The organism is Clostridium sp. (assembly GCF_050717535.1).
Taxonomy (GTDB): domain Bacteria; phylum Bacillota; class Clostridia; order Clostridiales; family Clostridiaceae; genus Clostridium_AD.
Genome location: NZ_JBOITM010000010.1, coordinates 1 through 21,155, shown reverse-complemented (window position 1 = coordinate 21,155; position 21,155 = coordinate 1). Strand labels below are relative to the sequence as shown.

General features: G+C 31.6%; 21 protein-coding genes and 1 riboswitch. Of the genes, 2 read left to right on the top strand and 19 right to left on the bottom strand.

Annotation, left to right across the window (positions count from 1 at the left end):
* Nucleotides 1-78 precede the first annotated feature (78 nt).
* From rpoN to ACREVU_RS02310, 17 genes are all read right to left on the bottom strand, one after another.
* A complete protein-coding gene (gene rpoN, locus ACREVU_RS02390) occupies nucleotides 79-1,449 on the bottom strand; it encodes an RNA polymerase factor sigma-54 (protein WP_431550048.1) in 1,371 nt (456 codons plus the stop codon).
* A 141-nt stretch (nucleotides 1,450-1,590) separates the two neighbouring features.
* Nucleotides 1,591-2,523: an ABC transporter permease gene (locus tag ACREVU_RS02385; RefSeq protein ID WP_431550028.1), complete on the bottom strand. Its 933-nt coding sequence runs from the start codon at nucleotides 2,521-2,523 to the stop codon at nucleotides 1,591-1,593.
* Nucleotides 2,516-3,622 (bottom strand): ABC transporter permease, encoded by a 1,107-nt coding sequence (locus ACREVU_RS02380; RefSeq protein ID WP_431550027.1) that lies wholly within the window; start codon nucleotides 3,620-3,622, stop codon nucleotides 2,516-2,518. Before ACREVU_RS02380 ends, ACREVU_RS02385 begins: the two co-directional genes overlap by 8 nt.
* A complete protein-coding gene (locus ACREVU_RS02375) occupies nucleotides 3,615-5,156 on the bottom strand; it encodes an ABC transporter ATP-binding protein (RefSeq protein WP_431550026.1) in 1,542 nt (513 codons plus the stop codon). The genes ACREVU_RS02380 and ACREVU_RS02375 overlap by 8 nt, the downstream gene beginning before the upstream one ends.
* A gap of 150 nt (nucleotides 5,157-5,306) precedes the next feature.
* Nucleotides 5,307-6,407, bottom strand: coding sequence for a BMP family lipoprotein (locus ACREVU_RS02370; RefSeq protein WP_431550025.1), 1,101 nt, complete (start codon nucleotides 6,405-6,407; stop codon nucleotides 5,307-5,309).
* A gap of 541 nt (nucleotides 6,408-6,948) precedes the next feature.
* Nucleotides 6,949-8,112 carry a glycine/sarcosine/betaine reductase complex component C subunit alpha gene (grdD, locus tag ACREVU_RS02365; protein ID WP_431550024.1) on the bottom strand — a complete coding sequence of 388 codons (1,164 nt, stop codon included), beginning with the start codon at nucleotides 8,110-8,112 and terminating at the stop codon, nucleotides 6,949-6,951.
* A gap of 93 nt (nucleotides 8,113-8,205) precedes the next feature.
* Nucleotides 8,206-9,744 (bottom strand): glycine/sarcosine/betaine reductase complex component C subunit beta, encoded by a 1,539-nt coding sequence (grdC, locus tag ACREVU_RS02360; protein ID WP_431550023.1) that lies wholly within the window; start codon nucleotides 9,742-9,744, stop codon nucleotides 8,206-8,208.
* Between the two features lie 256 nt (nucleotides 9,745-10,000).
* Nucleotides 10,001-11,308, bottom strand: a complete 1,308-nt coding sequence (gene grdB / locus ACREVU_RS02355) for a glycine reductase complex selenoprotein B (protein WP_431550022.1) — start codon at nucleotides 11,306-11,308, stop codon at nucleotides 10,001-10,003.
* Nucleotides 11,309-11,434: 126 nt separating this feature from the next.
* Nucleotides 11,435-11,911 (bottom strand): glycine/sarcosine/betaine reductase complex selenoprotein A, encoded by a 477-nt coding sequence (gene grdA, locus ACREVU_RS02350; RefSeq protein ID WP_431550021.1) that lies wholly within the window; start codon nucleotides 11,909-11,911, stop codon nucleotides 11,435-11,437.
* Nucleotides 11,912-12,005: 94 nt separating this feature from the next.
* Nucleotides 12,006-13,292, bottom strand: a complete 1,287-nt coding sequence (locus ACREVU_RS02345) for a glycine/sarcosine/betaine reductase component B subunit (protein WP_431550020.1) — start codon at nucleotides 13,290-13,292, stop codon at nucleotides 12,006-12,008.
* A gap of 76 nt (nucleotides 13,293-13,368) precedes the next feature.
* Nucleotides 13,369-13,698, bottom strand: a complete 330-nt coding sequence (locus ACREVU_RS02340; RefSeq protein WP_431550019.1) for a thioredoxin family protein — start codon at nucleotides 13,696-13,698, stop codon at nucleotides 13,369-13,371.
* Between the two features lie 145 nt (nucleotides 13,699-13,843).
* Nucleotides 13,844-14,770, bottom strand: a complete 927-nt coding sequence (gene trxB / locus ACREVU_RS02335; protein WP_431550018.1) for a thioredoxin-disulfide reductase — start codon at nucleotides 14,768-14,770, stop codon at nucleotides 13,844-13,846.
* A 45-nt stretch (nucleotides 14,771-14,815) separates the two neighbouring features.
* The gene (locus ACREVU_RS02330; RefSeq protein ID WP_431550017.1) at nucleotides 14,816-15,193 is read right to left on the bottom strand and encodes a GrdX family protein; all 378 of its coding nucleotides are present in this window, start codon (nucleotides 15,191-15,193) and stop codon (nucleotides 14,816-14,818) included.
* A gap of 106 nt (nucleotides 15,194-15,299) precedes the next feature.
* Nucleotides 15,300-15,369, bottom strand: a riboswitch (glycine riboswitch).
* 378 nt (nucleotides 15,370-15,747) lie between these two features.
* Entirely contained in the window at nucleotides 15,748-16,215 is a 468-nt protein-coding gene (locus tag ACREVU_RS02325; RefSeq protein ID WP_431550016.1) for a tRNA (cytidine(34)-2'-O)-methyltransferase, read from the bottom strand.
* A 134-nt stretch (nucleotides 16,216-16,349) separates the two neighbouring features.
* On the bottom strand, nucleotides 16,350-17,864 hold the full coding sequence (locus ACREVU_RS02320; protein ID WP_431550047.1) for a MutS-related protein: 1,515 nt from the start codon (nucleotides 17,862-17,864) through the stop codon (nucleotides 16,350-16,352).
* Nucleotides 17,865-18,126: 262 nt separating this feature from the next.
* The gene (locus tag ACREVU_RS02315; protein ID WP_431550015.1) at nucleotides 18,127-18,369 is read right to left on the bottom strand and encodes a type II toxin-antitoxin system prevent-host-death family antitoxin; all 243 of its coding nucleotides are present in this window, start codon (nucleotides 18,367-18,369) and stop codon (nucleotides 18,127-18,129) included.
* 363 nt (nucleotides 18,370-18,732) lie between these two features.
* On the bottom strand, nucleotides 18,733-18,999 hold the full coding sequence (locus ACREVU_RS02310; protein ID WP_431550014.1) for a hypothetical protein: 267 nt from the start codon (nucleotides 18,997-18,999) through the stop codon (nucleotides 18,733-18,735).
* A 44-nt stretch (nucleotides 19,000-19,043) separates the two neighbouring features.
* On the opposite strand from ACREVU_RS02310, the gene ACREVU_RS02305 reads away from it, so the two are divergent.
* Entirely contained in the window at nucleotides 19,044-19,298 is a 255-nt protein-coding gene (locus ACREVU_RS02305) for a type II toxin-antitoxin system Phd/YefM family antitoxin (RefSeq protein WP_431550013.1), read from the top strand.
* The gene (locus ACREVU_RS02300) at nucleotides 19,291-19,548 is read left to right on the top strand and encodes a Txe/YoeB family addiction module toxin (RefSeq protein WP_431550012.1); all 258 of its coding nucleotides are present in this window, start codon (nucleotides 19,291-19,293) and stop codon (nucleotides 19,546-19,548) included. Before ACREVU_RS02305 ends, ACREVU_RS02300 begins: the two co-directional genes overlap by 8 nt.
* 304 nt (nucleotides 19,549-19,852) lie before the next feature.
* On the opposite strand, the gene ACREVU_RS02295 is transcribed toward ACREVU_RS02300, so the two are convergent.
* Together ACREVU_RS02295 and ACREVU_RS02290 are read right to left on the bottom strand one after the other, a co-directional pair.
* Entirely contained in the window at nucleotides 19,853-20,314 is a 462-nt protein-coding gene (locus ACREVU_RS02295) for a hypothetical protein (RefSeq protein WP_431550011.1), read from the bottom strand.
* 423 nt (nucleotides 20,315-20,737) lie between these two features.
* Complete coding sequence (locus ACREVU_RS02290) at nucleotides 20,738-20,992, bottom strand: hypothetical protein (protein WP_431550010.1); 255 nt, start codon at nucleotides 20,990-20,992, stop codon at nucleotides 20,738-20,740.
* Nucleotides 20,993-21,155 lie beyond the last annotated feature (163 nt).

Here is a 21,155-nt window from a genome sequence, read left to right as displayed (position 1 = left end):
TACTAACATTTTTAAAGTTAGTATTTAAGAAATAATGTTAACATTTTGTAAACAACAAGATTAAAGGTAATAATAAGCCTAAAATCTTTTACGTTTACTAGAACTCTTAATTTGCAGTTCCTCTCTATATTTTGCTACAGTTCTTCTTGAAATATTCATCCCTTCAATATTTAATCGATTACAAATAATTTGGTCAGACAACGGTTTCTTTTGCTCCTCGTTATCCACCATTTCTTTGATAGTCCTTTTAATATTAATTGTGGATATATCCTCTCCACCAACCACTGAAGCAATGCCATTAGTAAATAAATCTTTTATTTTAATAACTTTTCCATTATTTACACTAACATATTTTTCTCTAATTGCACGACTTATAGTAGATTCATGCATTTCTAAGTTATTAGCAATTTTTTTAAGTGTCATTGGTTTTAAATATTGGGCGCCATTATCAAAATATTCTCTTTGGACAACCAAAATCTGTTCTAAAACTCGGTGCACTGTATTCTTTCTTTGTTCAATACTTTTAATAAGAAACATGGCACTATTAATTTTTTCTTTTACATATTCTACTGCTTCTGCGTCTTTTCCATTATTAATAATTTCCTTATACAATGAATTTATATTTAATTTTGGAAGTACATCTTCATTCATGGAAATAAAGTATTGATTTTGAATTTTATTAATATATGCATCTGGAACTATAAATTTAACAGTCTCCCCAGTAAAAAATCCTCTTGATGGCTTAGGCTCTAAATTCTTTATTATATCTACATATTTTTGAACCTCAGAAATTGTAAGTTTTAATTCTTTAGCTATTACATTATATTTATTTTCTGCTAATAATTCTAAATATTCGTCAATGATTTTATAGATATTATCATCATCTAGTGCAAGATTATATAATTGAATCTTTAAGCATTCTTTTAAATTCCTGGCACCAATTCCTTGTGGGTCTAACGATTGAAGAATTTTAAGTGCAGTTTCAGCTTTTTCATTAGATATTTCCAGTTCCTTACATATATCAGGTAAGCCTACAGATAAATAGCCTTTTGCATCTATGCACTCTACCATATATTTGCTTACCTCTAGAATTTCATGGCTTTCAGTTAATTCACCGATTTGCTCCACAAGATAATCTTTAAGTGATTTTTCCTGGGCAATATAATAAAAGGGAGAAACTTCTTCATTTTCAGCTTTCACAGCATAATTCTTTACTTTATAATCATCTTTCTCCAGGTATTTAATTATTTCTTTATAATCTTTTGTATCGTTGTTATTATTTTTAGATTCTTGTGAAGCTTTTTCTTCTAGCACTGGATTTTCTTGCATCTCTTTATTCACATATTGCCCTAGCTCATATGCAGACATTTGAAGAAGTTTAACCGACATCTGCATCTCTTGGGTCATTATTAATTTTTGTTCTTGGATTAAATTCAACCCAAAATTAATGTTCATATTATCTATCACCTCGTTTAAATCACATTATAAATATTATAACATAGCCTAGGATATAAATATATATTGTGACTTAATGCACCATGAAAAAATAAAAAACCTCAGCAATTGCTAAGATTTTCCATTTTCATAATATTATCTAGATCCTTTATCGTAAGGCTTGCCACTGGCCAAAGGTCCTGTGGTTTTCCCAACAAATCCTGCAAGTGCAAGCATTGTAAGTACATATGGTATAACATCATATACTTCCGAAGGTAAATTCCAACTAAGTCCTTGCGCAAAAATATTAAACGCTGAACCAAAGGCAAATAATAAACTAGCTCCAAAGGCTCCAAAAGGTTTCCAATTACCAAAAATAACAGCAGCTAAGGCAATAAATCCACGTCCTGCAACCATTCCTTCTCTGTAAAGTGGAGTTATTCCAAGAGATAATGCCGCTCCACCAAGTCCAGCAAGCATTCCTGATAAAATAACACAAAAATATCTTATTTTATAAACATTTATTCCTAATGTATCAGCAGCCTTTGGATGTTCTCCTACAGCTCTAATTCGAAGTCCAAGCGGTGTTTTATATAACACATATTGTGAAACCAATACTAATATAAGTGCCAATATAACAAACCAGTTTAACTGGCCTATAAATTTACCTAGTATTGGTATGTTTTTAATCCAATTTGGTATATTATAGGAAAGCCCTGTTACTATATCTGTTTGACCACCTTTACCATCAAATAGCTTAAATATTAAAAAGCTAGCAAGGGCCGTAGCAAAAAGATTTATAGCTGTACCTGAGATTACTTGATCTGCACGCAAATGTATGCTGAGCACTGCGTGTATCAAACCCAAAACCCCACCAGCTAACACACCAAAAACTATTCCTATTACTGGGTTTCCAGTGACATAACTTCCCCATATACCAAAGAAAGCGCCTATTACCATCATACCTTCCAGGCCTATATTAACTACACCAGATTTTTCAGAAAATATACCGCCAAGTGCAGCAAAAATTAGAGGTGTTGCTATTCTTAAAGTTTGCGCAAACAAATTTATTAAAATAACACTACTCATTTGTAATCGCCCCCTTTTTTTTCTTTTCAGAGAAGTATTTAACAATATAATCTGTAGCTACGAATATAATAATTATAGCTTGAATTAAATAAACTATATCTTTTGGTATTCCATTTAATTGAAGAGTTCTAGCACTACTATTTAAGGTTCCAAATAATAACGCAGAGGCTATGCAGCCAATAGGATTACTCTTTGCAAGTAGTGCAACTGCTATCCCATCAAACCCATAAGAGGGAAGTGCCATAAAGTTTTTTACATTGTGAAGAACACCTGCAACCTGTGTGGCTCCACCAACTCCTGCTATTCCACCGGAAATCACCATTGCAAGTATCGTATTTTTTGCTACATTAATTCCACCATACTCTGCAGCATATGGATTTATGCCAACTGCTCTTATTTCATAGCCAACTGTTGTCTTCCATAATAACCAAAATATAAATATAGCTACTGCTATAGCAAGGAATATACTAATATTTGCTCCACTACCAGAAACAAACCTAGGAAGTTGTGCACTCTCTTGTATAGTTGCAGTGCTTGCTTTACCTGCCACCCCAAAGCTAGTTCTTAGTATAAAGAAGTTAGCCAAGGCCATGGATATATAATTCATCATAATTGTATTAATAACTTCATGAGTACCTACTTTAGCCTTTAAATATCCTGGAATAGCTCCCCATAATCCACCAGCTACAAAACCTGCTAAAATTATTAAAACTATATGAATTACTGGATTTATTCCTGGGATAGTTCCTACAAACCCCGCTGCTAGCATTCCAAGTATAAATTGACCAGCAACACCAATATTAAATAATCCACATTTAAATGCTACTGCATTTGCAACTCCTGTAAATATTAACGGAGTAACTTCTGAAATAGTAACAAAAGTTACTCTTTCATTGCCAAAACCGCCCTTATATATAAGTCCAAATAAATCTCCCAGAGCTGAAAAATATTGTAAAATAGAATATCCTTTTGCCCACATTACAAAGAACACAGCAACAAAAATAGAAACAATTATAGCAAAGAAAGGAAATGCCAGCGCTTTAAGGGCATTCTTTGCTATATCAACGAATTTATTTTCTTTGTTTTCAGCTTTATTCATTATTTTTAACTCCTTTCGGTTTTTCAAGAAGAGTACCACCAGCCATAAGTATACCAAGTTTTTTCTCTGTAGCATCTTCTCTATCTAATATATCTACAATTTTTCCATCATACATTACAGCTATTCTATCTGATAATGCAAGAATTTCATCAAGTTCCAAAGATACTAAAAGTACTGCCTTACCCTTATCTCGTTCCCTAACTAACCTTTTGTGAATATATTCAATTGCACCAACGTCAAGACCTCTTGTAGGTTGTGCTGCTATTAATAGTTCTGGATCTTTAGAAATCTCTCTGGCAGCTACAAGTTTTTGTTGATTACCACCCGATAGCGACTGCGCATTTACATCAGCATTTGGAGTTCTAACATCAAATTCGCGAATAAGCTCATCACAATGTTTTCTAATTTCACCGTAATTCATAACTATCCCTCTACTAAAAGGTGAATTCCTATGTATTCCAAGCACTGAGTTTTCAAATAGAGAATAATCTAATATAAGTCCTCTCTTTTGTCTATCCTCTGGTATATGGCCAACACCTGCAGAGCTAATAGTTCTTGGTGACTTACCATATATACTTTTACCATTAATGGTAATGCTTCCGCTCTTAGGCTTTCTAAGCCCTGTTAGAACCTCTATAAATTCAGATTGACCATTACCATCTACACCAGCTATACCAAGAATTTCTCCACCATATATTGTTAAATTCAAATTATCTACCGCCGGTAATTTTCTTTGATCATTGGCACAAAGATTTTCAATTTTTAATATTTCTCCGCGAATCACAGCAGGCTGCTTGTCTACAGTTAAGTTAACTTTTCTGCCTACCATAAGTTCAGCTAATTCATCTATACTTGTTTCTTTAGTTTTTACTGTACCAGTTACTTTTCCTCGCCTTATTATAGTAACCCTATCACTCATACTCATAACTTCTTTTAATTTATGAGTTATAAGTATTACCGATTTTCCTTCCTTTTCAAGATTTCTAATTATAGTTCCCAGTTCCTCAATTTCTTGAGGTGTTAAAACTGCTGTAGGCTCGTCTAATATTAAAATCTCAGCACCTCTATATAGTGCCTTTAGTATTTCTACCTTTTGCTGCTGCCCTACAGAAATGTCTTCTATAATAGAATTTGGATTTATTGCAAAACCATATCTTTCTGAAATCTCTTTAACGTCTTTGATTGCCTTGCTCATATCAATCTTTAGACCTTTTTTAGGTTCAACACCTAAAATTATATTTTGTGTCACTGTAAAATTATGTACAAGCATAAAATGTTGATGAACCATTCCTATTCCAAGTTTTATAGCATCATTTGGAGTAGATATATTCACTAGGTTACCGCTTACATAGACCTCTCCTTTTTCTTGCTTATATATACCATATAGAACATTCATAAGAGTCGTTTTACCTGCACCATTTTCACCAAGAAGAACATGTGTTTCTCCTCTTAATAATTCAAAATCCACATTGTCATTGGCAATAGTTCCTGGAAAAACTTTGGTTATGCCTTTCATTTCGATTACTTTTTCCATTTGCTTTCCTCCTTTTAAAAAGATTAATCAGCACTCACGATTATGTTATGCCCTGTATATGTGCCACTACGATTATTCTTAGAAAGAGCTAGATGTATAACATCTAGCTCTTATTTAATAATAAAAGTCAAAAATCAATAACCAATATATTTATTTAAAATCCTTTGCTTGTTGTCTATTTGCTGGAACAACAATTTCTCCAGCTATAACTTTTTCTTTATATGTTTTAACTATAGCTAAAATATCTGCTGGTACATTTTTATCTGATGTTGGAGCTATTCCTACACCGTCCTCTTTTAATCCAAGATTAACAACTGTACCACCTTTAAATTTGCCACCTACTTCAGCTTTAGCTTCATTGTAAGTTGCAGTATCAACTCTTTTCATCATACTTGAGAGTATAATATCAGCATAATCTGTTAATATACCTGCTTGGTCTTTATCAACACCAATAGCCCAAACTACTTTTCCACTATCTTTTAATTCTTGAGCTGCTTTAAATAAACCAAGACCAACTCCGCCTGCTGCATGATATACTACATCGCAACCATCTTGATATAATGATTTAGCAAGTTCATATCCTTTTGCTGAATCATCAAAACTAGCTGCATATCTTACTGTTGTTCCTGGACTCTTTCCATCTGAGCTTAATAAGCCTTTAGCAGCTTCTGGGTTAACTTCTTTAACACCTGCTGCAAAACCAGCTTCAAATCTATTTATTAACTCACCATCTTGTCCACCGATAAATCCAATCTTATTAGTTTTAGTCATTTTTCCAGCAATGATTCCCATTAAGAAAGAACCTTCTTGTTCTTTAAATGTAATTGATGTTACGTTTGGAAGATCAACAACTGAGTCTACAATTGCAAAATGTTTATCAGTATGAGCTTTAGCAACCTCTTTCATAGCATCTGACATTTGATAACCAACAGCAAATATTAAATTTGATCCATTTTCAATTAATGCTTCTAAATTAGCTGTATAATCTTCTTTCTTTTTAGATTCTAAAGCACTATACACAAATTTATCCTCAGCCTTAGCCTTTTTAACCCCTTCATCTGCTGATTGATTAAATGATTTATCGTTTAATCCACCTTCATCAGTAGAAAGTCCTATACTAACAGTTGATTTTGCTGCCTCTTTTGTTTCAGTAGTTTTTGTATCTGCTACCTTCTTAGTTCCACAACCCACAAATAATGTTGCAACCACAGCTACAACTGTAAGTATTGCAACTACCTTTTTCTTATTCATAATAATTCCCTCCCCATAAGTAATTAATTAATCAAATTTGTTTCTTAGATTGAAATATTCTATAAAAGTTAAAAAAATCCTTTATATTTAAAAATTTTTTTAAATTTTTATACAGATGCAATACAATTTCTACACATGTTAACGGTTACTTAATTTTCAAATAACATTCCTATATAAAATATATGCTGATACATTTTATATAGGTTATAAATTAGATTATATATGAAATTTTTATTAATAGCAACTAATTATTGTTTATAATATTTGAATTGTTTTTTTCTTTCTTTTTTTTTGTAAAATAAAAGGAAAACTCTAACTAAATAGTTTAATGAAAGTATAACTTTTAATTCAAGTATGCCTTAATCATCTCCAGCAAAGCTAAATATTAATGACTTTAGAAGGAGCTTTACCCCTTTGTAGTTCTCTTGTGTAGATAACAATTCTCAATTGTTATCTCCCCCCCTAAAGTTTTATCTTTGCTAGAGCAATTGATTCCAACTTACAAAAATAAGAAATAAGAAACTTTGCTTTTGGAATTTTATTAACTCATAAATTCGGCTTTTTTAAGAATTTCAATAGCCTTGTCTGACTCATCTTCTGGAACTAAAACTACTGGTCCAGTACATCCCATTCCACTTTCTGAATATACATCTTGTTTCCATAAACATTTACATGCGTCTTCTAATTCTAGTATGTCTATTCCAAGGATAGGAAATGTAACAACTCTTTTCTTTGGAATTTTCACTTCTTCCTGCGTATCTGTTTTTTCCACCTTTTTAGTAACCTTGTTTATAGCTTCTGAAAGTCCTGCCTTATTAGCCTTAGCAAATTCAGCTCTTGCAATGTCCAAAACATTGTTTTCTGCACAATTAGCGCAATATTTTAGTGCTTGCGCTATTAATGGTGCGCCGGAAGATCTTGAAACTATATTTACAAGTTTATCGTAATTTGATCCAATACCAGGACCATATCCAGCACCTACTGTTTCGTAGTTGCCACCAGTTGTGAAAGAAGCGAAAGTTTTAACTAAAAGGTTGCCTGTTAATGAATCACAAACCATAATATCTGGTGTTCCTGCAAGAAGATCATTTCCTCTCATAACTGCTCCACCATCTGCTCTTAAAGAGTCTGCAAATGTAAACTCATATCCATTGCTCTGTACTTCTTTTAATATTCTTTCAACTTGTCTTGCTCCATCTAAATTAAGTATCCCAACAGTTGGGTTTTTGATGCCTATAGCTTTAGCTGTAGCAATACCAGAAATTGCATTAAGAACCATACCTTCAACTCTGTTGGTAGATGTAGTTCCAGTAGTGGTAGCTAGTATCATATCAGTACCTTTTCCTGGTGTTACTATCCTTCCAACTGTAGATACACCTATTGGAAAATCAAAATGTTGAGTTACACATCCGTCCAAACTGCCACATTCTAATAACTGCGTCATCTTTTTATGACCTTCCTCTGCAGTAGCAACTTCTACAATTTCGAAGTCAGCCTCTACCTTTGGTCCAATCAATACAATATCAAAATCATTAAATTTATTTTTAGCTATTTCTGCAGCTTTAACCATTTCTTTTACACCATGTTCTGATCCTAATGTAGTTAATCCTATTCTAACATTCTTTTTGAATTTCCCACTTTGTATACCGCTAGCAATATCACTAAATACTTCAGCAATCATTTTTTTAGTTGCATTCTCACTCATATCTACACCCCTTTTCTAAGCGACGAATTAATCATTATCCATTTATTATTCATTATTTATTATGCATTTATCCGTTTTTTATTCATTATGCATTTATTCACTCTTTTTCATCAAATATTCAGCAAAGTCTTTCATTGCATCTCCAACCATAGCTTTAACTTCTTCTTTACTAACTCCTGACTCATCTTCCACTTTACCTGGATTTTTTTCCACTAAAATAGAAATTCCATCAAATAAGTTAGTCATTCTTCCTAGAAATAAACTTCCTTTACCAATTACCATAAAGTTCTTTAAAACTCCTGATTTTATGTGATCTATTCCATGTCCAATAATAGGTGCTCCTGATGGTATATGTCCTTGTGTTGGTGCAAATCCTGGATATCCATGTTGTTTTATAAAGTTAGGTAATTCTTTTCTTTCCAATTGTCCTTTTTTAACTGCGAGAGCTCCAATCATTTTATAGTTTTGTGTAGGTACATCCCCAGCTCCTGCAGGTTCAGTTATATCTGGTGTTTGCATTTCTGGTGCATATTTATCCACATCTGTTATTTTCATTCCAACAGCAGTTAATGGGTCAAGTACTAATGCTTCCAGTACCGCTTGAGGTGCAGCGCCATGGCCTATAGTATGTTTTCCTATTACGTCTGTTCGAAGTATCGGACTAACTCCGTCATTTTCTGAAACAAGAATAGCAAAACCGCCTAAACAATCTTCAAGTATAGATAATCCCTTTTTAACATGATCTTTACCGTTCATACCAAGTTTTGCGGTAGCTCCTCCAGCAATAACAAGTACATTTTTAAATATACCTGATTTAACTAAAGATGCAGCATTTACCAATGCATGAGTTGGAGCAGCACAAAATCCTCTTATATCAGCACCTGTAGCGCCAACAAGTCCTACTACTTCTCCAATAGATTTAGCTAAATTACCGCCACCTCTTTGATTCATATCTCCTACAGCCTCTTCAGAGCACTCTAATATATATCCAATATCCTCTATTGGTATATCTAAGTTGTTTACTAGGTGTAGTCCTGCAAGAATACCTGAAGCTTTAACAGCTATATTTTCTAGCATAAAATGAGCTGCAAGATTTGGATCAAATTCATGAGCTCGTCTTACACAGCCTACTAATTCTGTTCCATCATATAAACCTTCTGCACCACTATCTTCAACAAGACTTTTTATTTTTTCTATTTCCTCACCAACTATTTTATCGACTTTATCTGCTATTAATGGATGTTTTAATAATTTTTCTTTTATGCTTTCTGCAAAAGAATTTTCTAATAACACAAGATCAAATACATCTGAAATTTTCATTAAACCATAGAACTCATCCTGTGGCATGATTTCACCGAATTTACCAAATCTTTCTGCATTTTCAACATTTTTACCATACCAAGGCCTAGGCATTTCAGCAAGTTCTTCTGGAGTTAGGTTTCCTATATATGTCTGATTTGGCGCATATGCTACAACCTCTTCATATCCTCTTAAATGGCTCTTCATATCTCTTAAATATTCAGAATCTGGATTTGTTTCTCTTTCTAATGTTTGTGTAGTTCCATTGTGAATTACCATATCTGGAGTATTAACTAAAATATAAGATGCTTTTTTTATAACTGGAAAATTCATAATTATTCATCCTCCTTATTTGTTTTTCAAGTACAAATTTTAATTTAATTTATGTACATTAATTTAACTTATAAAATTATAATGCACAATCCACAATATAAATTTTTCTAATAAAATTCAATTTTATATTTCTATAAAATCAAGTTAAATTGTACATTGTGCATTGTGCAGGTACATTGTGCAAATAAATGTAAATCACATAAATAATTAGGGAACCTTAAAGTCCCCTAACTTATTTATTAATTACAATTAAAAATTAGTCTTCAAATACTCTTTGGCCATCTACAGGAGTCTGCAATGCCACTAATGCTCTTTCTACTAATTTTCTTCTTAATTTAAACTCGTCTTCCTTGCTAAGTGCAGGGTTTCCAAGTGGGTGAGGAATAGCAATTGTAGGTATAATTCTATTAGCACCTACAGTTACTGAAACTGGAGTAATAGTACACATATGAACTACTGGAAGTCCAGCTCTTTCTATTTCTTTTACAAGCGTTGCACCGCAACGCGTACAAGTTCCTCATGTAGATGTTACTATAACTGCATCTACACCGTCCGCAATTAATTCTCTAGCAGTATCTTCACCAAATTTCTTAGATGATGCAACTGCTGTACCATTACCTACTGTTGAATAGTAATATCTGTGTAATGATCCGATTTTGCCTTCTTTTTCTAAGACTCTTAATACATCTACTGGAATAACTCTATCTGGATCTTCATTAGCATATACTGGATCGTGTCCACCATGTGCTGTTTCATGAGTTTCAGACGTTAAATCATCTATTCCTTGTATATCATATTTACATATCTTAGAAGCACTTGAAGACTCTATATGATCTGGGTTTCCTTTAGGAACTATACCACCAGACGTAACTATTGCTATCTTAGCTTTAGTTATATCTTTTATAGGATCATTGGGCTGCACTCTATCAAAAGTGGGCATTTTGAATTCTGTTACAAATTCTTCTCCCTTTAGCTTCTTAACAAGCATATCAACTGCTCTTTTAGATCCTCTTTCCTTAGCGAAGTAGTTCTTTCTAATACCTCTTTCAATATAATTATCTTCAGTAGGTGTTCCTATTTCTTCACCTTTAGCAAGTTTCAATGCTAAATTTACCATTTTAGGCAATGCATCTCTCATACCAACTGCACTGTTTCTAGTTGATACTAGATACACTTGTTTCTTATACATATCAGCACCTGGATTTTCTACATACATTCCAGACATTACTGGTATATTTAATTTTTCTTTTACTGCTGTAGCTACGGCGCCACATGCAATACCATATCTTCCTGCATTAAAGGCTGGTCCAGCTATAAATAAATCAGGACTGTATTTTTTCACCATCTCTATTATTTCAGCTTGAGCTTCATCTATGTTTTCAGCAAAGTATGAATCTCCACAGATTACGGTAGCAACTATTTCAGCTCCACCTTTTTTTAGTAAACCATTGAGTCCCATACCTGGTCCTACAACGCCTTCTCTAACCTCTGGTTTAATATTTGCTTTTTCTTCTCCGCCTATTCCAGCATAAAATTGGTTTATATAATGAACTATTTTTAACAAGTATTTCTCCCCCCTTCTAATGGGAATTGACAATTTTTTCTTAGATATCTTAATATAAGCTATCTTATAATTATCAATCTTATGGTATTTATACTAATATACATTGACTACTTTTATTTTATAGTATTAAACAGTATATTTAGAGAATTCTTCTCTAATTGGTTTTACTTCTCCGATTATTTCATCTACATCTAAAACCATTTCCATCATTCCACATTGTTCTTCGTAAACAGCTTCATCACATTGCTCTTTAATTTCTGGTTCAACTATGTGATATACTGCAAGGCCTAATGCAATCCCTGCTAGTGGGCCAGCATATGTTGGGTCCCCTGCTGCAACCGTTTCTGCTGAAAGACCTGAGGCTTCAGCTTCAGCTCCTCCAATAATTACTACCATATTCTCTGCGCCATACTTTTCAGTAAGGTCTTTAACTCTTTGTTGGATCTCCAGATCCATAGCTCCTGCGGCTGTTCAGACAAAGCATTCTGTAGATGCAAAAACTATTTCTCCCCCACCAGATATTACGCAAGCTTCTATTGCTGGACCAGGTATTCCGTCTCTATCTCCAATTGCTATAACTTTTTTTCCTTTTAACATTTTCATCTTCCTCCCATGTTTATATTTCTTATTATTTCCTAATTCTTTTAAATTAATGCCATAACTATCTATTTATCAAATAATTTCATCTATAAGAGAATTAGTATCCTTTAGCTGTTAAAGTATTAAATCCTACTTCACTAGTTGCACCAGTTATAACTTGAATTTCAGCATAAATAGAACCATCTTCTCCTAGACTGCCCATGTGTCCACCAGCTATTATATCTGCCGCTTCCATATGTCCAATAATTTTCTTCATTGGAGGAAGTTTAATTACTTCATTAGCATTTCCAGCAGTTACAACTGCATCACCATGTGGTGTTGAGTCAGCAAGAGATTGAGAGCTTCCATCTTGGCCAGCATATTCATCAGTTAGTAATACAGTTTTAACTCCTTTTGCAGTTATCTTATTACAATTCATAACAAGATCAGCATCTGGATTACCAAAACCCTCTTCTGAAATTATAGCAGCATCTGCTCCTATGAATTCAACTAATTTTGCCACCATATTTGAAGATCTTTCTTTATCTGCTAGGTATACATTTTCATTTGTTATAATACATCCCATAAAGTTAATATCCTTACCATGTCTTTCATATAAATCTTCAATTATTGGATGGTTCATATGAACATAACTTGGGTTTTTGTCACAAGCTGAAACACAGTTACCACTTACTATAGCTCCATCAAATATTTCTGTTGGATATATAAAAGTAGGTATTATCTTTTTAGCATCTACTCCATAAACATAAGTATCATGTAGTAATCCCTGTGTTTGAAGCATATATACATATACTACTTTTGGTAATTCAGGGTATAATTTAATCTGCTGAAGTAGTGGTAATGTTTCGAAGGTTTTCACTTCATCTGGCTCAACATTCTTTCCAGCCAGACCAAGATAAACTGCAGCTTTAAATCCTACCATTCTTACTGCTTCTTCGTGATCATGTTGTAGTATTCCCTCTTTTGGATCGCAAGTGATTACTAAGTTGTTTGTTTTTGAGAAAGGTGTAAATTTAGCTCCCTCTCCACACATATCAATTATTCCTTCTTGGAATCCAACGATTTTACCAGTAGTTACAACAGCTGCTCCCTTAAGAACGTGAGTCCTTCCTGAACCTACTGTATCAACTTTATTGATAAATCCTGGGAATATTCCACCTCCGCCACTAACTTTAACTCTTGGTTCTATTACGTCTTTTACTGGTATTATTCTAACTTCTTCACCTGGTCTTGCTATATCCAAAGTGATACTATCTAATCTTTCGTCTCCACCAACTTCTTTTAATAATTCCTCTTGATTAACATAGAGCACTCCACCCTGAACCTTTGTTTCTGGTCCAAACTGAATGTCTTTAATAAATATGTTTCCTATTTCTAGACGCAAAACATTCACCTCCTATGATATATAAATATATATCTAATAGCTTATAGCTTTATAAGCTGTAAGCTTTAGTATCAAATTATAATGTAGTATAGTAATCTTTTATAAAGTTTTCTACATCGTCTAATGAAGCAATTTTATCAGGTGTTATTGTAGCAACTTTTTCTCCACCCTTGTATAAAATCATTGTTGGAAGTCCTAAAACTCTTTGAGCTATAGCTGTTCTTCTTGCTCCACCAATATTTAAAGATGCAAATTTGATTTTATCTGAATATTTTTCTTCAAGTGCATGTACTCCTGGCATAAGTTCTATACATATTTCACATTTATCGCCCCAAAAATCAACGAAAACTGGCATTTCTGATTTTAACACTTCTGCCTCAAAATTTTCTTTATTTAATTCTACCATTACAAATACCTCCTAAAATTTTAGTTATAGTTATTTAATTTATATTACAATAAAATAACTTATTTTATATATATCTAAAAAGATTATTCCTTTTATCTAAAAAGATTATTCCTTTTATCTAAAAGGAAATTTTCTTTAATATAAACTAATTAAATTTATCTTCAATGTAATGTTCAGCATGAGTAGCTGCTATTGCACCATCTGCAGCTGCTGTAATTACTTGTCTTAATAATTTTTCTCTTATATCTCCTGCGGCATATACTCCTGGTATATTAGTTCTCATCTCTTCATCAGTTATAACATCGCCTCTATCGTTCATAGTAATCATTCCTTTGAATAATTCTGAAATCGGAAGATATCCTACAAATACAAAACATCCATCTACCTTTAAATCACTAAGTTCATTAGTTTTAACATTCTTTACAACTAAGCCTTCTAAAATTTCTTCGCCCTTAGCTTCTACAACTACTGCATCCCAAATAAACTTTATTTTAGGATTCTTAAAAGCTTTTTCTTGAAGCGACTTAGCAGCCCTGAGTTCATCTCTTCTGTGTATTACTGTAACAGTTTCGCCAAATTTAGCTAAATATATAGCTTCAGATATAGCTGAATCTCCGCCTCCTAGTACTGCAATATCTAAATCTGTAAAGAAATCAGCATCACAAGTTGCACAATAAGAAACACCTTTTCCTCTAAGTTCTATTTCATTTTTAAATCCACCAAGTCTTGGGTAAGCTCCTGTTGCAATTATGATTGTTTTAGCTTTATAAGTTTCTTTTTTACATTTTATTGACTTAATGTCGCCTTGAAGCTCAACTTCTACAACTTCTTCTTTAACAAATTTTGTTCCAAATTCTTCTGCTTGTTGTTTCATTCTTTTGCTTAGTGATGTTCCTGTGCAATTTTCACCAGACCCTGGGTAATTATCTAATTCATCCGTTGTAGTCGCTTGTCCACCATACTTTGCTCTTTCTATTATTAAAGTATCCATTCTTGATCTTGAAGCATAAAGTCCAGCAGATAATCCCGCAGGACCTCCACCGATAATTATAGTATCGTAAATATGTTCCATAAATTGCTCCTCCTAATTTTTTTATAACTCTACTTTTTATTATGTCTAATTTATTGCATGATCTATTAAATCAGAATCTATAAGTTGAAAATCTAGCAATATCTTTTCATTCCACTGTGGTGTATCAAAATCCTTCAAAAATTTTTCTGTGGTCATAATGCTCTCTTCTATTATAGATAACGATTGCAAGTCAACTTTTAATAGTTTTTCTTTTGATATACAAATGGTTCTATAAGGTGTTTCATTTGGTTTTACACTGCTCATCAAAGGATGAGTTAACAATTTATGACCTACATGAATATTATCCCTAACTTCTTTCAAAATATCCATCATAGTTCCTTCAATAAAAGCCACCTTATATTTGCTTTCAAACAGCTGCTTTGACATTGGATTATTTGTAATAATAATTAAAGGTTCTATCAACTAATTCCTCCTTACTTTCCTCTAGGAAACTAAATAATTCTTTTACTTATATACACCTAAGCTATATTGGCCAACACAAAAAAGACAGATATAAAAGCCCCTTGTGCCCTTATACTCTGTCTTTTAACCTGAGAGGTTTACTCCGTCGGTGCTATTCGCTTTCCAGAGGTATGTCCATTTTTGGTACTTTTGCCTGAGAGATTCATGTTGCATAGGCTGCAATACTTACTCCTTCGGCTATCTTAAAAAGGTTAAATCTCTTTATTTTATAATTATAAAGATTTATCCTATTATTATTTAAGATCATCTCCCTAAAATATCATCCACTTCAATATTTAATTTTGTTTATTTTTTATTTATCTTTTAATATATATCTATCATTTATTTACATTATACACTATTTTTTTTGATGTAACCACAACATTTCGAATATTACCTATTTAAATTATCTATAGCAGTGATTCATATATCAAATAGTTTGTTATTTTTTTGTCATTACCGAATCACATTAAATATTTTCAAGAATGGATTGATATGTAAAATGTTGTAATTGCTTATTTCATCCCTGGAAACCCTATTTGTTTAAGAGCTTCATATGCGGTAATAGCAACAGTATTGGAAAGATTAAGTGACCTTGTTGTTGTATTTATCATAGGTACTCTTATACATCTTTCAGGGTCGCTATCTCGAACACTATCTGGAAGTCCTGATGACTCCCGTCCAAAGATTATAAAATCACCTTTTTTATATTTTACATCTGAATATAAGTTTGAACCCTTAGTTGTGGAATAGTAAAAAGTTGCATCTTTATATTTTTCTCTAAGCGCCTCGTAGGACTCATGTATCTCAAGTTCTAGAAAAGGCCAATAATCTAGTCCTGCTCTTTTAAGTTGTTTCTCTTCTAAACTAAATCCTAAAGGTTTAATAAGATGAAGTTTACAATCAGTAAGCACGCAAGTTCTTCCTATATTACCAGTATTCTGTGGAATTTCAGGTTGAAATAAAACTATATTTAAATTCATAAATTGCTCCTCCTTGCCCTTGTAGGCAATAAAAATATTGTTAATCATTTTACTCAAATTATTTAAGCGCATAATGTCATATTACTCTAATTCAATTAAGTAGTAAAGCTATAGCGAATTAATATTCCACTAAACTATAATAACTTCTCAATGATTTCCGCTCTTTTATAAGCTCTATCTGTTATTTCTTTTGGATAACACATGTATTCTAAAAGTTTAATGGCATTTCTTGTTTGAGAAATTCCTTTTTTAATCTTATAATCAAAGCTTAACCCCTTATGTGTATCAACCTTTTCACTAAAGTAATAAAACTCATAATTTTCTTTTAAAATATCTGCCAGTTCTCTATCATGAGTAGCTACAATAGAAATACTTTTGCCATGATTTATATAATTTAATATCTCTGCTGACATAGAAATTCTCTCTATTGGATTTGTACCCCTAAATATCTCATCTATAGGACAGAACACAGGCACATCTTTTTCTAGTGCTTTGATTATTCTAAGAATTGATTCTACCTCTGCCATAAAGAAACTTTTCCCCTTTGTTAAATCGTCACTGGGACTAATGGATGAAACTATATTGAAAAAAGGAGCTTTGTACTCTTTAGCTAAAACAAAATAAAAGCTTTGAGCCAAAATTATATTTACTCCAAGCATTCTTAAGAAGGTAGACTTTCCAGCCATATTTGTGCCTGTAAGTACAATACCGCCTTTTTCTATGCTAATCGAATTCCCCACAGCATCCTCAATAAGGGGATGTATTCCTTCCTTTATACTCAATGTAACTTCACTTATAAACTCAGGTTTTACATAAACTTCTCCGATTTCATGTTCATACCATGAAATAGAAATTAGTGCTTCTAATTCCCCAACTATGTAATAAAGATCCATTAAAACATCTTTTTCTTCTTTTATTTTATCAGATATAGAATAATAAGCAGTTTCCTCTAAAAGAAATAGTACAGAAAGCGGTTCAAATAATCCTGCCCACATATTTATAAATCCTATTAATCTCGTGCCCCTATCTATGGCCTTTATGGATTTAAGCATACCAGCTATTTTATCTTTATAATAAATAATATCACTATTATTTATACTTACAATTTTTTTAGCTGCAATAATATTTTTTCTTAAATAGAATATACCATTAGTCTTAATAGCTTTTACTTCCCTACTGTTAATATTTATATTAATATAACTTAATACAAATAGGGCTATCATAAATTTAACATTTACAAAAATTGAAAGGAGAATTATAGTTAGTGGTACTATTTTACCCATAAAAATATAAATATAATATTTCGTTTTATTTATAGTTAGATTATTCTCTATCATATCTAAAAAACCATTTTTAAAATCATTATTTAAATTGAATAAAACGCACTGAAGACTCTCCCTCAACTTAGTATCTTCTTTAAATAATCCAATTAATCTTCCTCTTTCTTTTAACTTCTCTTCTTCCATCAATGGATTTCTGAGCATTGAGTATAGTGCTGCTTCCCCAGAACTGCTATAGGCTCTATCTAATTTTTCATATACCTTATTCATATCTAAATCTGACCATGTTTGATCATCTAAGGTATAGTCATTTTTTTCTTTCATATCAAAAAACTTTCTAATCTTCTCAAAGTTTCTTGTCTTATCCATATCATACTTATTATCATTTCTTATTAACCCTAAAATCCTTTTATTTTTAAATTCCCCTAGGGTGTTTAAAATACTTCTCCCTATATTCAAGTTTAATTTCCCCCTTTGTACCTTTCTTCGCATTCGCTATTGCAATTATAGCATAATATAGAGTTTTGACATAAAAATCGTCCCATTATTAAGTAAATAATGGGACTTGATGTTAACAAAGGTTTTTATGATTTTTTATCCAATTTAAGAATATAGTCAATGGATAAATATTTCATTTAGCTAATTCCTTAAATGCTTCTAAATTTTCAAACAATATTCTATTTGCAATTTCATCTAATTTTTCATCTTCTGATGTTGCTTCTTTACTAAATTCATCAAAATCCAAAAGAATATATTTAGGTTTGTTGTTTTTCATTATAACAACAGATTTATCCGCATCAACTAATTTTGCTATTTTAGAAAAATTTTGATTAGCTTCAGATATGGAGACTATCTTTTTAGTGTTTACTAACATATTTATCCCTCCCAATAATTTTTTATTATCCTATACTCATTATATCATATTTAGGATAAATACATCCTAGAATTATAAAATATTTTTGGTATCCATTAACTTTGCTCTTCCACTAATTCCTCCTCTAGCTCTTGCAGCTTTAACTTATAACTTAACTTAACTTAATGGTAAGTATTAATACTTTGATTTTGAGATAAGTTTTGATACAGTTTTGATGCCCTTTTATTAAAATTCATTTAAAACTAAAACAAGTCTCAAAAACGAACGTTTTTGAGACTTGTTTTGGAACTCCAAATTGTTTGAACTAGCTTCATATTTTATATTTTCTATTATTATAATTAATATTTTCTGTTAAATTATTAATTATATTTCATTGGATTTTTTTACAATTTCAAATAGCCTATTATTAAGATGAATTTTTTCCTTACCCATAATTTGCGATGATAAAAAACCTTCTTTCTCCAATTCTATCAAATAATCTGAAGCAGTTCTTCTAGAAATGTTAAGACCATTTTCAATAAATTTGATTTTAGTATAAAACTCAAAGAAAAGGAGCTCTACCAATCTCTTTTTTGAATGTGAAAGCACTACTTTTATAAAAATTATATTCCCAATTAGTATTTGTTGCATATATTGTACAAAGTAGTGTACAATATATGCATGGAGGTGATTTTATGATCGCTATAGGTTATTCAAACGTAAGGCAGAATTTTAAAAATTACTGCGACAAAACTACAAAAGATTTTGAAACCATTATTATTACTCGTGAGCGTGGCGAAAATGTGGTTATGTTATCTGAATCAGCATATAATAACCTTTTGGAAAATTTGTATGTTAGAAGTGATCCTACCTATTATAATGAGCTATTGAAATCTATTGACCAATTAAAAATGGGAAAGGGAATTAGAAAGGAACTTCTTGATGAATAAGATTTTTTCAGAGGTATCCTGGGAGCATTATTTATATTGGCAGTCAGAGGATAAAAAAATATTAAGAAAAATAAATGAACTTATAAAAGACATTGAAAGAAACGGGAATGAAGGACTAGGAAAGCCAGAACCACTAAAGCATGAGTTGTTCGGCTATTGGAGTCGAAGAATAACAGATGTGCATAGACTTATATATAGTATTGATGATGAAAATATCTATGTTGCAAGCTGCAAAGGACATTATCATTAATTTTAAAAAACAAAAAAGAGGGTCATCGCCTTCTTTTTTTTATGGAATGAAATTTGACCGTTATAATACATTTAAAGTAAAGAGTCACCTAATTATGTACATTCAAAACGAAATTTTTAAGGAATAGGCAATAGCCACAATGTGAAAGTAACACAATTACCATTGTGTTACTTTCAGAATATTAATATAATCTAAATATATTAAACCCCACATCCAAAGATATGGGGTTACTTGCGACGACATATAAGAATATGACGTATTAACTGCCCCATTGATTAAAGATATAACTTTATTTTGCGCTCTTTTAATATCCTATATCCACTGCAATTCTTGAAAGTGAGTCCCAATTCTCCTTATCATTAGGATTAATGCTTATAAAATACAAATACTTATTGATAGCTTTTTCTTTTTCAGTAAAAGCTATCGTTCTGTTATTAGATTGGGGTGTAGCATATAGTGAAATAGACAGATAAAGTTTAGAGAGTGCATTTGAAGCACCAGTTTTATTTTCAACGTTAGCATAGGACGTAAAAGGTAATATAGATATAGCTGTATGCAAATATGCAGATGCCTCCATATAGTAAGATATTTTATCTTCCTCACTAACTTTACTGTAATCAATCGCAAAGGGACCAGTAGCTTTATAAATACAATTTATAAATATCTCATTTGATTTTTTTCTTTGTATTTGTTGAGTAATAAAGGTGTAAGTTCCAAACAGGATACTAATTATCAGAGCTATTATTAATAAAGAATGTCTTTTCAAAATAATTCCCCCTTTCATTCAATCTTATTTTCATATTGATTCATCCTATATTACAATTACAACTAATAATATATATTTAACTATAACATAATTACTATAAATTGAATATATTTACAATGGTTTAAAAATGTTTAATAGCCTCAAAGTGAAAGTAACTCAATTGGTATTGTGTTACTTTCAGGTCGAGCTTAACAAAGTAAACCCAGATTTAATTATATGGGTTTACTTGTGTCAACATATACGAAAGAGACGAATTATTTTATTTCTTTCTACTTCCATCTTTATTAAATAGTGTTTTTAAATGTAATTCTTCATTATTGGAATAACTATAACACCTATTAACACAAAATAATATTGCATATTTGTATCATTAATAGCCATAGGGAATGTATACTCCATTTATGAATATCTACGTAAATATTATTACCCTGGAACAGCAGGCGCTTTAATTATTAAATCTGGATCATTATGGACAAAAGTAATATTTATTGCTCCAATTATTTCTTTTTCTCTATATTTTTCTTCAATATTTTGCGGAAAATTTTCTGCTAGTTCAATGCTTTCCTTAATCAGACTAAGTCCATTAGTATTAAGTCGTTTTAATAATTTACCTACATCTTTAGCTTCTATTTCAAAATTAATACATATGGCTACATTTGAAAACATAGTATGGTTCATAACCCATCCTGAACCGCTATTAATACAGCTAACGGCCTGATACTCCCATGCCTAAAGGCATGGGGTTCTTAAATACATTATCTTCTCCTATACTCTCATTTATATAAAAACTATAAATTACAACATATAAGAACTAAATAACTTCTCTAAGACTTTTACTACC